The organism is Variovorax sp. GW823-FHT02B07 (assembly GCF_058797695.1).
Genome location: NZ_JBXAJX010000008.1, coordinates 131,235 through 145,470 on the forward strand (window position 1 = coordinate 131,235; position 14,236 = coordinate 145,470).

Annotated in this window: 14 protein-coding genes; 8 read left to right on the top strand and 6 right to left on the bottom strand. The window is 67.2% G+C overall.

All coding sequences use genetic code 11. The annotated features are described in order from the left end of the window. Positions 1 to 119: 119 nt before the first annotated feature. From AC1RGU_RS27815 to AC1RGU_RS27830, 4 genes are read right to left on the bottom strand one after another with little or no spacing between them, the layout of a single operon-like run. Positions 120 to 377, bottom strand: a complete 258-nt coding sequence (locus AC1RGU_RS27815; protein ID WP_062473877.1) for a hypothetical protein — start codon at positions 375 to 377, stop codon at positions 120 to 122. Between the two features lie 16 nt (positions 378 to 393). Further along, positions 394 to 1,167, bottom strand: a complete 774-nt coding sequence (locus AC1RGU_RS27820) for an SDR family NAD(P)-dependent oxidoreductase (RefSeq protein ID WP_492699467.1) — start codon at positions 1,165 to 1,167, stop codon at positions 394 to 396. Positions 1,168 to 1,225: 58 nt separating this feature from the next. Beyond that, positions 1,226 to 1,705: a hypothetical protein gene (locus AC1RGU_RS27825; protein WP_062473882.1), complete on the bottom strand. Its 480-nt coding sequence runs from the start codon at positions 1,703 to 1,705 to the stop codon at positions 1,226 to 1,228. Between the two features lie 10 nt (positions 1,706 to 1,715). Beyond that, positions 1,716 to 2,480, bottom strand: coding sequence for a Crp/Fnr family transcriptional regulator (locus tag AC1RGU_RS27830; protein WP_062473884.1), 765 nt, complete (start codon positions 2,478 to 2,480; stop codon positions 1,716 to 1,718). Positions 2,481 to 2,564: 84 nt separating this feature from the next. Between AC1RGU_RS27830 and AC1RGU_RS27835 the strand changes: the two genes are divergently transcribed. From AC1RGU_RS27835 to AC1RGU_RS27865, 7 genes are all read left to right on the top strand, one after another. Then, positions 2,565 to 4,529: an AMP-dependent synthetase/ligase gene (locus tag AC1RGU_RS27835; protein ID WP_492699469.1), complete on the top strand. Its 1,965-nt coding sequence runs from the start codon at positions 2,565 to 2,567 to the stop codon at positions 4,527 to 4,529. Next, a complete protein-coding gene (locus tag AC1RGU_RS27840; protein WP_062473888.1) occupies positions 4,526 to 5,311 on the top strand; it encodes an ABC transporter ATP-binding protein in 786 nt (261 codons plus the stop codon). The genes AC1RGU_RS27835 and AC1RGU_RS27840 overlap by 4 nt, the downstream gene beginning before the upstream one ends. Positions 5,312 to 5,313: 2 nt before the next feature. Continuing rightward, positions 5,314 to 6,243: a branched-chain amino acid ABC transporter permease gene (locus AC1RGU_RS27845; protein ID WP_070062998.1), complete on the top strand. Its 930-nt coding sequence runs from the start codon at positions 5,314 to 5,316 to the stop codon at positions 6,241 to 6,243. Between the two features lie 2 nt (positions 6,244 to 6,245). Next, a complete protein-coding gene (locus AC1RGU_RS27850; protein ID WP_062473892.1) occupies positions 6,246 to 7,310 on the top strand; it encodes a branched-chain amino acid ABC transporter permease in 1,065 nt (354 codons plus the stop codon). Between the two features lie 68 nt (positions 7,311 to 7,378). Then, positions 7,379 to 8,710: an ABC transporter substrate-binding protein gene (locus tag AC1RGU_RS27855; protein WP_062473894.1), complete on the top strand. Its 1,332-nt coding sequence runs from the start codon at positions 7,379 to 7,381 to the stop codon at positions 8,708 to 8,710. Between the two features lie 85 nt (positions 8,711 to 8,795). Beyond that, positions 8,796 to 9,608, top strand: coding sequence for an ABC transporter ATP-binding protein (locus AC1RGU_RS27860; protein WP_062473897.1), 813 nt, complete (start codon positions 8,796 to 8,798; stop codon positions 9,606 to 9,608). A gap of 46 nt (positions 9,609 to 9,654) precedes the next feature. Next, a complete protein-coding gene (locus AC1RGU_RS27865; RefSeq protein WP_307581995.1) occupies positions 9,655 to 10,902 on the top strand; it encodes a phenylacetate--CoA ligase family protein in 1,248 nt (415 codons plus the stop codon). Here AC1RGU_RS27865 and AC1RGU_RS27870 read toward each other — a convergent pair. Beyond that, the gene (locus tag AC1RGU_RS27870) at positions 10,893 to 11,846 is read right to left on the bottom strand and encodes a hypothetical protein (protein WP_492699534.1); all 954 of its coding nucleotides are present in this window, start codon (positions 11,844 to 11,846) and stop codon (positions 10,893 to 10,895) included. The genes AC1RGU_RS27865 and AC1RGU_RS27870 overlap by 10 nt on opposite strands. A gap of 16 nt (positions 11,847 to 11,862) precedes the next feature. Next, a complete protein-coding gene (locus AC1RGU_RS27875) occupies positions 11,863 to 13,047 on the bottom strand; it encodes a M48 family metalloprotease (RefSeq protein ID WP_487847494.1) in 1,185 nt (394 codons plus the stop codon). 204 nt (positions 13,048 to 13,251) lie between these two features. Between AC1RGU_RS27875 and AC1RGU_RS27880 the strand changes: the two genes are divergently transcribed. After that, the gene (locus AC1RGU_RS27880) at positions 13,252 to 14,226 is read left to right on the top strand and encodes a tripartite tricarboxylate transporter substrate-binding protein (protein WP_139700556.1); all 975 of its coding nucleotides are present in this window, start codon (positions 13,252 to 13,254) and stop codon (positions 14,224 to 14,226) included. The last annotated feature ends 10 nt before the right edge of the window (positions 14,227 to 14,236 follow it).

A 14,236-nucleotide genomic window follows, 5' to 3' on the forward strand; every position in this document is an offset into this window, starting at 1 on the left:
CCCGGGGGAAGGTGGGGATGGGGGCAGGCCTTCGATGAAGCGCTGCGCTTTTCAGGAGGCCGTCGTGCCCCCACCCCGGCCCTCCCCCAGCGGGGGAGGGAGAAATTTCCGAAGAACGCTCAATCAGGCACGAACTTCGCGTTGAAGATCTCGACGTCCGCCGCATCCTCGAACGTCGCCACCTGCCCCATCTTTCCGTCGCTCATGCGGCAGGCCGAGAACAGGCTGTAGCGGCCCTTGAAATAGAACTCGTCCATCACGATCAGCGCGTACGGGTACGGCACGAACACCTGGTGCTCGAAGACGATGCGGTGCACGTTCCTCGGCGACGGGAAGAGCTTGTATTCGACGGTGTCGATGGACTTTGCGGTGGCCATGATGTGGTCGCCGCGTTCAGGCCGGGTCGCGCACGTCGGCCACGGGGTTGCTGCCGAAGTCCGCGCGCGCCAGGTAGGCGAGCACCTTGGCCGCGGCGCTCTGGGGGCTGTCGAGCCGGCCTTCTTCCTTCATGCTCACGAAGCGCGTGCGGTCCGGGAACTGTTCGGCCGACGCGCCGCGCAGCTGCACCTGCATGTCGGTGTCGATGATGCCGGGCGCCAGCGACACGATGCGCGCGCCGTTCGGCGCATGCACCTCTTCGAGCGCCACGGCGCGCGAGAAATGGTCCATGCCGGCCTTGGCCGCGCAGTACGGCGCCTGGCTGCCCAGGGCGTTGCGGCCCAGGCCCGACGAGATGTTCAGCACCTTGCGCGCACCGCGCCATTCGCGCGTGCCGCCCAGGAAAGCAGCCGTGAGCAGCATCGGTGCCTCGAGCCCGATGCGCAGCGCCTGGGCCAGCTCGGCCGGCACGGCGCGCGACAGCGGCGCGGGGTTGCCGACGGTGCCGGCGTTGTTGATGAGCGTGACGCTGTCGAAGCGCTGGCCGTCCAGCGTGCGCAGCCAGTCCGACAGGCGCGCCGCGGCGGCGACCGGGTCGGACAGGTCCTGCTCCCATTGCGTCAGTTCGGCGCCGCCGATCTTGGGGGCTTCGGCCAGTTCGGGCGAGGACTTGCGCGCGATGCCGAGCACCGTGTGGCCGGCCTGCAGCAGCTGTTCGGCCATGGCACGGCCCAGGCCGCGCGAGGCGCCGGTGATGACGGTGAGGTGGGAAGAGGCGGAGGTGGTCATGGTTGTGTGGAGGCAGGAGAAGGCCGCAAGGCTAAGGGATATCGAAAAGCCGCGCGCGTCAGCCGGTACGGAACTGGGCGCGCAGGAAGTTGCGGTGGCGGGCGATGTGCTGCAGCTGCGCGGGCGCGATGGAGCCGCCGAGGTCGACCTCGTCCGCGCCGTTGAGCACCGCATTGGCGTTCGCCATGGCGCGCGCCACGACCTCTTCCTCGCTCACGCCGAGCTGCGCCGCCAGGTCGAGTGCGACGCGGCGCATGGCGCGCTGCGACAACATCCACATCGCGCCGAAGCGGTCCCAGGCCAGCGCGGCCTCTTCCGACTTCTCGCGGTCGGCCAGGATGTCCTTGAGCGGGCGCGCCAGGATCTCGTTGAGCGCGTCGATCTGTTCGCCCAAGGCCTCGGCGCGGTCGATCGCTTCTTCGAGTGTCGGGCCGTCGTCTTCCTCGTTGCGGGCCTGCGTGGCCTGTTGCTGCTGCGGCGGCAGAAAGCTCGCCTGTGCGTCGGCGGGCACGATCTGCAGGTGGTCGGAGAGGGCCATGTTTTTTCTTTCAGTTCGAAGTGCTGTTGTTCTTGCGGCTGGACATCGCGGTGGCGCGCAGGCCCGGCAGGTCGAGCACGCGCAGGCCACCGTACTCCACGCGGATCAGCCCCTGCGCCGACAGCGCATTGAGCGCCTCGTTCACGCGCTGGCGCGACAGGCCGACAAGGTACGCCAGTTCCTGCTGCGTGATGCGCAAGACCTCGCCCACGCCGGGGTACAGCACCGGGTTGAACAGCGACACCAGGTTGCGCGCCACGCGCGCGTCGGGGTTGTTGAGGCGGTCGATCTCCAGCGCCGCGATGAACTGGCCCAGCCGCTCGTTGAGCTGGTTCATCACGAAGCGGTTGAAGCCGATGGAGTGGTCCAGCAGCCAGTGGAAGCTCTCGATCGGCAGCCCCGCCACGAGGCTGCGGCGCAGCGCCTGGATGTTGTAGCGGTAGGGCTCGCGCTTCATCACCGTGCCCTCGCCGAACCAGCCGCCGGGCGGCACGCCGGTGTAGGTGACCGAGCCGCCGTCGGCGTTGTCGTTGCTCATCTTCAAGAGGCCCTCGACCACGCCGAACCAGTAGGTGGGCGAACGCCCGACGCGGCACACCAGGTCGCCGGGCTCGGCCTCGCCCACCACGAGCGTGGCCTCGGCGCGGCGGCGCTCGGCGGGCGTGAGCGTGGGCAGCCACGGAATGCCGTCGAGTTCAGCGGCATTGGCGGGGCGCACGCGGTCCTTGATGGAACCGCCGAGCACGTTCTGTGGGTTGAGGTTGCCAGGAGGCATCGGGAAACTCCGGGGAGTAGTGTCCCTAGGATTGTCGTTGGAACGACAACCGGGCGTCAAAGTGGGACCTACGATCCGGCCACTGTGCAAACCACCGCCCCCACCTTCCCCCGTCTGCTGCTCGCGCATGCCGAGGCCCGTCCCGAGGCTCCCGCCGTGCGCGAAAAAGACCTTGGCATCTGGCAAACCTGGACCTGGAACGCCGTGGCGCAGGAAGTGCGCGAGATGGCCTGCGGTCTGGCAAGCCTTGGCTTCAAGGCCTTCGACAACCTTGCGATCGTCGGTGCCAACCGGCCGCACCTGTACATGGCCGTGCTCGCCGCGCAGAGCCTGCGCGGCGTGCCCGTGCCGCTGTACCAGGACGCGGTCGCGAGCGAGATGGTCTTCATGCTGAACGACGCGAGCATCGAGTTCGTCATCGTCGAAGACCAGGAGCAGGTCGACAAGCTGCTCGAGTGCCGTGAACTGCAGCAAGGCCAGGAGGGCCAGCAGCAGGGCATCCGCCACATCATCTACGACGACCCCAAGGGCCTGCGCCATTACGAGCAGCCGGGGCTCATGAGCTACGAGCAGCTGCGCGAGCTGGGCCGGGCCTTCGACAAGGCCAACGCCGGCTACTACGACCGCGCCGTGGCCAGCGGCGAGGCGTCCGACGTCGGCGTGATCCTCTACACCTCGGGCACCACCGGCCGCCCCAAGGGCGTGTGCCAGACGCACGCCAGCTTCATCGCGGCGGGGCGCGGCGGCGTGGAGACCGACAAGCTCGGCCCCGGCGACAACATCATGAGCTACCTGCCGATGGCGTGGGTGGGCGACCACCTGTTCTCGGTGGCGCAGTGGCTGGTGGGCGGCTTCACGCTCAACTGCCCCGAGTCGGCCGAGACGGTGATGAACGACATGCGCGAGATCGGCCCGAGCTACTACTTCGGCCCGCCGCGCACCTTCGAAGGCCTGCTCACGGCCGTGTCGATCCGCATGGAAGACGCGGCCGCGCCCAAGCGCTGGCTGTATGCGAAGTTCATGGCGCTGGCGCAGCGCGTGGGCGCCGACATCCTGAACGGCGCACCCGTGAGCACCGGCGACCGCGTCATGTACAGCCTGGGCAACCTGCTCATCTACGGCCCGCTGCGCAACGTGCTGGGCATGAGCCGCATCCGCGTGGCCTACACGGCCGGCGCGGCCATCGGGCCCGACCTGTTCCGCTTCTACCGCTCGATCGGCGTGAACCTCAAACAGTTCTACGGCCAGACCGAGACCTGCGCCTATGTGTGCCTGCAGCAGGACGGCAAGGTCAAGCTGCAGACCGTGGGCACGGCGGCGCCGGGCATCGAACTGAAGATCGCCGACGACGGCGAGGTGCTGGTGCGCGGCGTGTCGGTGCTCAAGGAGTACTACAAGCGCCCCGACGCCACCGCCGAGGTGCTCGATGCCAACGGCTACTTCCACACCGGCGACGCCGGCGTGCTCGACAGCGAAGGCCACCTGCGCATCATCGACCGCGCCAAGGACGTGGGCCGGCTCGTGGGCGGCGCGATCTTTGCGCCCAACTACATCGAAAACAAGCTCAAGTTCTTCCCGCAGATCAAGGAGGCCGTGTGCTTCGGCAACGGCCGCGACGAGGTCTGCGCCTTCGTCAACATCGACTTCGAGGCGGTCGGCAACTGGGCCGAGCGCCGCGGCCTGGCCTACGGCGGCTATGTGGACCTGGCCGGCAAGCCCGAGGTGTTGACGCTGGTGGCCGAGTGCATCGCCAAGGTCAATGCCGACCTCGCGGCCGAGGACGGCATGGGCGAGACGCAGATCGCGCGCTTCCTCGTGCTGCACAAGGAACTCGACCCCGACGACGACGAGCTGACCCGCACGCGCAAGGTGCGCCGCGGCTTCATCGCCGAGAAATACGCCGTGCTGGTCGACGCGCTGTACGGCGGCAAGACCGCGCAGTACATCGAGACCCAGGTCAAGTTCGAGGACGGACGCACGGGGGTTGTCAGCGCCACGCTGAAGATCAACGACGCCAAGACCTTCCCCATCGTGAAGGCCGCCGCATGAGCAATCGGAAAATTGGCGACGTCATCCTCGACGTCCAGAACATCAGCCTGAGCTTCGGCGGCGTGAAGGCGCTGACCGACATCAGCTTCAACGTGCGCGAGCACGAGGTGCGGGCCATCATCGGCCCCAACGGCGCGGGCAAGAGCTCGATGCTGAACTGCATCAACGGCGTGTACTGGCCGCAGCAGGGCTCCATCACCTTCCGCGGCCAGACCTTCAAGCACATGAACTCGCGCCAGGTGGCCGAGATGGGCGTGGCGCGCACCTTCCAGAACCTGGCGCTGTTCAAGGGCATGAGCGTGCTCGACAACATCATGACCGGGCGCAACCTCAAGATGAAGAGCGGCCTGTTCGCACAGGCGCTGCGCTGGGGCCCGGCCGAACGCGAAGAGCTGCAGCACCGCGAGTTCGTCGAGCACATCATCGACTTCCTGGAAATCCAGGCGCACCGCAAGACGCCGGTGGGCCGCCTGCCCTACGGCCTGCAAAAGCGCGTCGACCTCGGCCGCGCGCTCGCGATGGAGCCGCAGGTGCTGCTCCTGGACGAGCCCATGGCCGGCATGAACGTGGAAGAGAAGCAGGACATGAGCCGCTTCATCCTCGACGTGAACGACGAGTTCGGCGCGACCATCGTGCTCATCGAGCACGACATGGGCGTGGTGATGGACATCTCCGACCGCGTGGTGGTGCTGGACTACGGCAAGAAGATCGGCGACGGCACGCCGGATGAAGTTCGGAACAACGAAGACGTGATCCGGGCATACCTCGGCGTGGAGCATTGACCATGGGATTTTTCCTCGAAACCCTTTTCGGCGGCCTCATGGTCGGCATGCTGTATTCGCTGATCGCGATCGGCTTCGTGCTGATCTACAAGGCCTCGGGCGTCTTCAACTTCGCGCAGGGCGCGATGGTGCTGTTCGCGGCGCTGGCCATGGCGCGCTTCGCCGAGTGGTTTCCGCAGTGGTTCGGCTTCCAGAGCCAGATCCTCGCGAACATCCTGGCCTTCATCGCGGCCATGGCGGTGATGATCGTGGTGGCCTGGCTCATCGAACGGCTGGCGCTGAGCAAGCTGGTGAACCAGGAAGGCATCACGCTGCTGATGGCCACGCTGGGCATCGCCTACTTCCTGGACGGCGTGGGCCAGACGATCTTCGGCAACGACATCTACAAGATCGACGTGGGCATGCCCAAGGAACCGCTGATGGTGCTCGAAGGCACCTTCCAGGGCGGCCTGCTGCTGAGCCAGGAAGACCTGATCGCCGCGCTGGTGTCCGCCGCGCTGGTGGTGGTGCTGGCGATCTTCTTCCAGAAGACCGCCACGGGCCGGGCGCTGCGCGCGGTGGCCGACGACCACCAGGCCGCGCAATCGATCGGCATTCCGCTGTCGCGCATCTGGGTGATCGTGTGGTCGGTGGCCGGTTTCTCGGCGCTGGTGGCCGGGATCATCTGGGGCTCCAAGCTCGGCGTGCAGTTCTCGCTCTCGCTGGTGGCGCTGAAGGCGCTGCCGGTGGTGATCCTGGGCGGGCTGACCTCGATCCCCGGCGCCATCATCGGCGGCCTGTTGATCGGCGTCGGCGAGAAGCTGTCTGAAATCTATCTCGGCCCCATGCTCGGTGGCGGCATCGAGATCTGGTTTGCCTATGTTCTAGCACTGGTCTTCCTGCTTGTGCGGCCCCAAGGGCTGTTCGGCGAAAAGATCATCGATCGGGTCTGAGAATGTTCTACAGAGAAAACGGCCAGTTCAAGTCGAGCTACCGCGCCGACCAACAGATCTTCCCGATCGCGCAGGACCGCCTGGCGATCCTGGTGCTGCTGCTCGTGGCGTTCGTCGTGGTGCCGATGGGCGTGTCCGACTACTGGATGCGCGCCATCCTCACGCCCTTTTTGATCCTGTCGCTGGCGGCGCTGGGCCTGAACATCCTGGTCGGCTACTGCGGCCAGATCTCGCTGGGCACCGGCGCCTTCATGGCGGTGGGCGCGTACGCGGCCTACAACTTCCAGGTGCGCATCGACGGCATGCCGCTCATCGCCTCGCTGCTGCTGGGCGGGCTGTGCGCCACGGTGATCGGCGTGCTGTTCGGCATTCCGAGCCTGCGCATCAAGGGCCTGTACCTGGCGGTGGCCACGCTGGCCGCGCAGTTCTTCACCGACTGGGCATTCCTGCGCATCCAGTGGTTCACCAACAACTCGTCGTCGGGTTCGGTGAGTGTGGCGGGGCTGAACGTGTTCGGCGTGCCGATCGAGTCGCCAGTGCAGAAGTATTTGTTCTGCCTGATCTTCGTGGTGGTGTTCGCACTGCTCGCCAAGAACCTCGTGCGCAGCGCCATCGGCCGCGAATGGATGGCGATGCGCGACATGGACGTGGCCGCCGCGGTGATCGGCATCCGCCCGGTGTACGCCAAGCTCACGGCCTTTGCGGTGAGCAGCTTCATCGTCGGCGTGGCCGGCGCGCTGTGGGGCTTCATTCACCTGGGTGCGTGGGAGCCGGCGGCGTTCAGCATCGACCGCTCGTTCCAGCTGCTGTTCATGGTGATCATCGGCGGGCTGGGCTCGATCATGGGCAGCTTCTTCGGCGCCGCCTTCATCGTGCTGCTGCCGCTCTTCCTGAACCAGCTGCCGGGCTGGCTGGGCTTCTCGATCTCGACCGCATTGGCCTCGCACCTGGAGACCATGATCTTCGGCGCGCTGATCGTGTTCTTCCTGATCGTGGAGCCGCACGGCCTGGCGCGGCTGTGGTCCACGGCCAAGGAAAAGCTGCGGCTGTGGCCCTTCCCGCACTGACAGGTTCTGGTTCGTTGTTGTTCGTTCGTAAAAACCCGGCACCGAGGTGCCCACAAAAGGAGACAGGCATGACACTGAAATCGCTCGCTCTGACCGCCGCCCTGGTGGCCAGCACCCTCGGCGCGGCCTTCGCGCCTTCGCTCGCGCAGGCCCAGGCCAAGGAACAGTTCTTCCCGCTGCTGGTGTACCGCACCGGCCCCTACGCGCCCAACGGCACGCCCTGGGCCAATGGCAAGCAGGACTACATCAAGTACATCAACGCCACCGGCGGCATCAACGGCGTGAAGATCACGTACGAGGAATGCGAAACCGGCTACGCCACCGACAAGGGCGTGGAATGCTACGAGCGCCTGAAGGGCCGCCCGGGCGTGACGCTGTTCGACCCGCAGGCCACCGGCATCACCTTCGCGCTGACCGACAAGGTGCCCACCGACAAGATCCCGCTCATCACGCTGGGCTACGGCCTGTCGGCCTCGCAAGATGGCGGCGTGTTCAAGTGGAACTTCCCGCTCATGGGCTCCTACTGGACCGCGGCCGACATCCTGATCCAGCACATCGGCAAAAAAGAAGGCGGCATGGACAAGCTCAAGGGCAAGAAGATCGCCCTCGTGTACCACGACTCGCCGTTCGGCAAGGAGCCGATTCCGCTGCTGCAGGAGCGTGCCAAGCAGAACGGCTTCGAGCTGTCGCTGATCCCCGTGACCGCGCCGGGCGTGGAACAGAAGTCGGCCTGGCTGCAGGTGCGCCAGTCGCGTCCCGACTTCGTGCTGCTGTGGGGCTGGGGCGTGATGAACTCCACCGCCCTGAAGGAAGCCGTGGCCACGGGCTACCCGCGCGAGAAGATGTACGGCGTGTGGTGGGCCGGCGCCGAACCCGACGTGAAGGACGTGGGCGCCAACGCCAAGGGCTACAACGCGCTGGCGCTGAACACCTCGGGCACGCAGCCCAAGGTGATCCAGGACATCCTCAAGCAGGTGCACGACAAGGGCCAGGGCACGGGTCCGAAGGACGAAGTGGGCTCGGTGCTCTACACGCGCGGCGTGATCATCCAGATGCTGACCATCGAGGCCGTTCGTCGTGCGCAGGAGCGCTTCGGCAAGGGCAAGGTCATGACCGGCGAGCAGGTGCGCTGGGGCATGGAAAACCTTGCACTCGACCAGAAGAAGCTGGACGCACTGGGCTTCTCGGGCGTGATGCGCCCGGTGAGCACCTCGTGCCAGGACCACATGGGCTCGACCTGGGCGCGCGTGCACACCTGGGACGGCGCGAAGTGGGGCGGCATGTCCGACTGGTACGAGGCCGACAGCCAGATCATCAAGCCGATGGTGAAGGCGGCTGCCGACAAGTACGCGGGCGAAAAGAAGCTCACCCGCCGCGAAGCAGCCGACTGCCAATCCTGATGCACTGAGTGCCGTGGCGGCTCGCAAGAGCCGCCATTCGCAAGGACGGCGATGTGCCGTTCTTGCGAATGCTTCGGACCACACCATGAGCGAACCCAAGATCCTTCTCAACGTCAACGGCATCGAGGTCATCTACAACCACGTGATCCTCGTGCTCAAGGGCGTGTCGCTGACCGTGCCCGAAAGCGGCATCGTCGCGCTGCTCGGCGGCAACGGCGCCGGCAAGACGACCACGCTGCGCGCCGTGAGCAACCTGCTCGCGGGCGAACGCGGCGCCGTGACCAAGGGCACCATCGAGCTGCGCGGCGAGCGCATCGAGGCGCTGTCGCCGGCCGAGCTGGTCAAGCGCGGGCTGATCCAGGTGATGGAAGGCCGCCATTGCTTCGCCCACCTGACCATCGAAGAGAACCTGATGACCGGCGCCTACACGCGCACCGACGGCAAGGCCTCGGTGCAGGAGACGCTGGAGAAGGTCTACGCGTATTTCCCGCGCCTGAAGACGCGCCGCACCTCGCAGGCGGCCTACACCTCGGGCGGCGAGCAGCAGATGTGCGCCATCGGCCGTGCGCTGATGGCCAACCCGACCATGGTGCTGCTGGACGAGCCCTCGATGGGCCTGGCGCCACAGATCGTGGAAGAGGTGTTCGAGATCGTGAAAGACCTGAATACCAAGGAAAAAGTGACCTTCCTGCTGGCCGAGCAGAACACCAACATGGCGCTGCGCTACGCCGACTACGGCTACATCCTGGAGAACGGCCGCATCGTGATGGACGGCGAGGCCAAGAGCCTGCGCGAGAACGAGGACGTGAAGGAGTTCTACCTCGGCGTGGGCGGCGCAGACCGCAAGAGTTTCCGCGATGTGAAGAGCTACAAGCGCCGCAAGCGCTGGTTGGCCTGAAGTACCCACCCCAGAGCGACCGAATCGATAGACGAAGGGTACGGACATGAACGACCACTACGACCAACTGGAAATCCGCGACCCCGCCGAACGCGAACGTGACCTGCTGGCCGCGCTGCCCAAGCAGATCGCCCAGGCACAGACTGCAACGTCCGCCTTCACGAAGATCCTCGACGGCGTGAAGCCCGCCGACGTCACCTCGCGCGAAGCGCTCGCCAAGCTGCCCGTCACCCGCAAGTCGGAACTGCTCGAGCTGCAGAAGGCACGCCGCGCCGACGACCCCTTCGGCGGCTTCGCATCGATCGTGCGCGGGCCGCGCATGCCGCGCATCTTCGCGAGCCCCGGCACCATCTACGAGCCCGAGGGCGAGGCGCGCGACTACTGGCGCACCGCGCGGGCCCTGCATGCGGCGGGCTTTCGCAGCGGCGAGCTGATCCACAACAGCTTCAGCTACCACATGACGCCGGCCGGCTCCATCATGGAAAGCGGCGCGCATGCCATGGGCTGCACCATCTTCGCGGGCGGCACGGGCCAGACCGAGCAGCAGCTCGAAGCCATCGTCGACCTCAAGCCCGACGGCTATGCGGGCACGCCGAGCTTCCTGAAGATCCTGCTGGAGAAGGCCGAAGAAAAAGGCCAGAAGCTGCCGTGGTTCACCAAGGCGCTGGTGTCCGGCGAGGCCTTTCCGCCCAGCCTGCACGACTGGATCGCCGCGCACGGCGTGCAGGGCATCCAGTGCTACGCGACCGCCGACCTGGGCCTCATCGCGTACGAAACCAGCGCGCGCCAGGGCCTGGTGATCGACGAGGGCGTGCTGGTCGAGATCGTGCGCCCCGGCACCGGCGACCCCGTGCCCGACGGCGAGGTGGGCGAGATCGTCGTCACCACCTTCAACCCCGACTACCCGCTGGTGCGCTTCGGCACCGGCGACCTCTCGGCCGTGCTCGCGGGCACCTGCCCCACGGGCCGCACCAACAAGCGCATCAAGGGCTGGCTCGGCCGCGCCGACCAGACCACCAAGGTGCGCGGCATGTTCGTGCATCCGTCGCAGGTCGCCGAGGTCGTGCGGCGCTTTCCCGAGATCGTGCGCGCGCGGCTCGTGGTGTCGGGCGAGATGGGCGACGACCAGATGACCTTCAAGCTGGAATGCGCCGGCGCCCCGGCCGGGCTCGACGCGCGCATTGCCGACGCGGTGCGCGAAGTGACCAAACTGCGCGGCACCATCGAGCTGGTGGCGCCGGGCACCTTGCCGAACGACGGCAAGGTGATCGAGGACGCGCGCAGCTACAAGTAGGGGCGGTACAGGCGACGCGTGATGAAGCGCGTGAGCAGCACGGTCAGTAAGGGGTAGAGCGGTACGAGCGCGGCCAGCAGGATGACCAGGTCGCCGACACCGGCCATGCTGGTCTGGGACGGCTCCAGCAACCCCAGTCCCGCGAGGATGACGGCAGCGCAGCCCGCCAGCACCAGCACAAAGGCCAGCACCGACGCGGCCACGGCCCGGAAGGGCCGGACCCGTGTGGGGAGCGGGCCACGGCCGATGCCGAGCCACGCGCCCCAGAACGCCAGAGCAAAGACCAACAACGGCGGCGCGACCCAGCTCAGGAAGGGCGCCACGCGGTCCATGGTCCTCATGGCCTCGTGCCACGGGTCCGTGACCATCGCGCACCAAATCTGGATCGACGCGGACACGGCGGCGATCAACAGCGCTACCGTGGCGCGACCCGGCGATGCGCTCGCGGGCGCCACGGCGTCGGCATCGCCCGCATCGAACGACGCGGCCGATGCCTGAGTGCCCTGCCTCAGCGCAAGCCAGGTTGCCAGCCACACGCTCAGCACCAGCATCGCCAGTTGCACCAGCCGACCGCCCGGCATGTAGAGCAACCCCAGCCCGTAGAGCCATGGGCTCAGCACGAAGTAGTCCAGCACCCGCACGATGAGATAGGCCCCGGCATGGCGCACACGCGGGCCGCGCAGCTGCGCCAGGCGCGCACCGCCACGCACCTCCAATGCCTGGCGCGCATGGCTCCAGGCCAGCGCCGCGGCCAGCACCCAGGCCATCGCGAGGTTGGCCGCCATGCCTGCCCACACGTCCAGGTCATAGCCTTCGTGCCCCGAGCCAGGCCATAGCTGCCTGCCGAAGCGGACCCCCACGATGGCCGCTTCGACCGCCACGGTGATGAGCGCGAAGTCGCGCGGCAGGCGCCACGCGTGTGCGATGGAAGCGGGGGACGTCATCAGGGCCAATGCCCGGCTACTTCTTGCAGCTCGCCGGCAACGCCTTGTCCTTCAACCCCTCCCCCGCGCTGCAATGCCACGCAATGCCCCGGTCGGTCGACGACGGCTCCATGCGCAGCGTGCCCTTGGTCGTGGCCACCTCCACCACCATGCTGTCGGGGTCGAGCGTGAGGGTCGCGCCGTTGGGCAGGTTCTCCGGCAGGCCGACGGCGGCCAGGGTGTCGGGGATCTCGGCCTTTTCCTCGTAGTGGCGCGTGAGCGCGTTGCGCACCGGCGCGCCCTCGGCCCAGGCCTGCGCGACGACGGCGCGGGTCTGGTACTCCTGGTAGGCGGGGATGGCTGCAGCCGCCATGACGCCGATGACAGCCACCACGATCAGCACACCCGCCGCGCCGCCGCCGGCCCGGCCGGCATACGGCACGAAGAGCGCGAGCAGGTAGGCCACCGGGTTGCGCTCGGGCAGCTTGGCGCCCGGGTCGATGGCGCGGGCGACGCGCTTGGTGAGCCAGGGGTAGCCGCCGATGAGTTCGTGGAACGAGCCCCAGAAGCCGCGGTTGCCGGCCGACTGGGCGGCGTAGCGCTGCAGGTTCACGTTGCGCCACTGCTGCGCGCCGGCGGCCAGCGCCACCAGCGCGCGCGGCGCGGAGTCGACCTCGCGGCAGCAGGCGGCGCCGTGCAGGTCGCAGGTGTATTCCTTGGCGCGCGCATAGGCCGCGCCCAGCAGCGGCAGCCAGAGCACGGGCGCGCGCCAGATGTGGCCCGTGAGGTGGCCGCGGCGGATGTGGCCCAGCTCGTGGCCCATGTAGAAGTGGATGCCGTCGGGCTGCGCCTCCATGGCGTCGACCACGTCGGACAGCAGCACCACGAAGTTGCGCCCGAAAAAGCGCGTGGCAAAGGCGTTGAACATGCCGTCGCCGTGCAGCAGGTAGGCCTCGGGCGGCTGCGCGATGCCCAGGCGGGTGCAGCAGTCGACGAAGCGCGCGTGCAGCTCGGGCAGCTGCTGGGGCGACAGCTTCACGCCCGTGCCCTTGATCCAGGCGATGACCGCCGACTGCGCGAACACGTAGCCGATGAAGCCCAGCAGCACGTACAGCAGCGCGATGCCCAGCGTGCCGACGACGATCAGCGTCCAGGCCAGCAGGCCCAGAACGAGCGTGAGTTTGCCGAGCCAACGCTCGCGCGGATAGACCCAGGGATCCATTGGTTTCTTCTCCTCGATGCCGCCCGTCGGGCTGGCCTGTTTGTGGTTGTGGTCACCCCGGCGCGGGTGCGCGGGACGGGCGTGATCATGCCCCAGCATGGGGCGAAAACGGTGACATTCCTAAGGGCTATTCGGTATGGGTCAGCCCCCGGTCAGCCGATAAGATCGCGACCCTTTCCATTTAAAAACTCCGTCGGAGACATCATGAAGAAACTGTTTGCCCTCGCGGCGATTGCCGCGGCCGCCGTCGGCGCACACGCCCAGGATTTCCCCGCAGGCAAGCCCGTGACGCTGGTGGTGCCTTTCTCGGCCGGCGGCCCGACCGACCGCGTGGCCCGCGACCTGGCCGAATCGCTGCAGAAGACGCTGGGCACGACGATCATCGTGGACAACACCGCCGGCGCCGGCAGCTCGATCGGCACCGCCAAGGTGGCGCGCGCCAACCCCGACGGCTACACGCTGCTGCTGAACCACATCGGCATGTCGACGATGCCGGCGCTGTACCGCAAGCTGCCGTTCAACGTCGAGAACGACTTCGAATACCTCGGCATGGTCAATGAAGTGCCGATGACGCTCATCGGCAAGCCCGGCCTGCCCGCCAACAACTACAAGGAACTGACGACCTGGATCAATGCCAACAAGGGCAAGATCAACCTGGGCAACGCCGGCCTGGGCGCCGCCTCGCACCTGTGCGGCCTGCTGTTCCAGAGCGCGCTGAAGATCGAGATGACGCCCGTGCCGTACAAGGGCACCGCGCCGGCCATCGCCGACCTGCTGGGCGGCCAGATCGACCTGCTGTGCGACCAGACCACCAACACCACGTCGCAGATCGAGGCCAAGAAGGTCAAGGCCTACGCCGTGACCACCGCCAAGCGCCTGACCACGCCCGCGCTGAAAGACCTGCCCACGCTCGACGAGTCGGGCCTGAAGGGCTTCGAAGTGTCGATCTGGCACGGCGTGTACGCCCCCAAGGGCACGCCCGCACCGGTTCTGAAGAAGATCAACGAAGCCATCAAGGCCGCCATGAAGGACCCGGCGTTCATCAAGCGCGAAGAAGGCCTGGGCGCCGTGATCACCACCGACAAGCGCGTCGAGCCGGCCGAGCACAAGAAGTTCGTCGCCGCCGAAATCGCCAAGTGGGGCCCGATCATCAAGGCCGCCGGCGTCTACGCCGACTGATCCTTTCGAT

Bases quoted from the DNA above. Each gene is read 5' to 3' on its own strand.
- AC1RGU_RS27815 (WP_062473877.1), bottom strand. From the start codon at position 377: ATGGCCACCGCAAAGTCCATCGACACCGTCGAATACAAGCTCTTCCCG.
- AC1RGU_RS27820 (WP_492699467.1), bottom strand. From the start codon at position 1,167: ATGACCACCTCCGCCTCTTCCCACCTCACCGTCATCACCGGCGCCTCG.
- AC1RGU_RS27825 (WP_062473882.1), bottom strand. From the start codon at position 1,705: ATGGCCCTCTCCGACCACCTGCAGATCGTGCCCGCCGACGCACAGGCG.
- AC1RGU_RS27830 (WP_062473884.1), bottom strand. From the start codon at position 2,480: ATGCCTCCTGGCAACCTCAACCCACAGAACGTGCTCGGCGGTTCCATC.
- AC1RGU_RS27840 (WP_062473888.1), top strand. From the start codon at position 4,526: ATGAGCAATCGGAAAATTGGCGACGTCATCCTCGACGTCCAGAACATC.
- AC1RGU_RS27845 (WP_070062998.1), top strand. From the start codon at position 5,314: ATGGGATTTTTCCTCGAAACCCTTTTCGGCGGCCTCATGGTCGGCATG.
- AC1RGU_RS27850 (WP_062473892.1), top strand. From the start codon at position 6,246: ATGTTCTACAGAGAAAACGGCCAGTTCAAGTCGAGCTACCGCGCCGAC.
- AC1RGU_RS27855 (WP_062473894.1), top strand. From the start codon at position 7,379: ATGACACTGAAATCGCTCGCTCTGACCGCCGCCCTGGTGGCCAGCACC.
- AC1RGU_RS27860 (WP_062473897.1), top strand. From the start codon at position 8,796: ATGAGCGAACCCAAGATCCTTCTCAACGTCAACGGCATCGAGGTCATC.
- AC1RGU_RS27865 (WP_307581995.1), top strand. From the start codon at position 9,655: ATGAACGACCACTACGACCAACTGGAAATCCGCGACCCCGCCGAACGC.
- AC1RGU_RS27870 (WP_492699534.1), bottom strand. From the start codon at position 11,846: ATGACGTCCCCCGCTTCCATCGCACACGCGTGGCGCCTGCCGCGCGAC.
- AC1RGU_RS27875 (WP_487847494.1), bottom strand. From the start codon at position 13,047: ATGGATCCCTGGGTCTATCCGCGCGAGCGTTGGCTCGGCAAACTCACG.
- AC1RGU_RS27880 (WP_139700556.1), top strand. From the start codon at position 13,252: ATGAAGAAACTGTTTGCCCTCGCGGCGATTGCCGCGGCCGCCGTCGGC.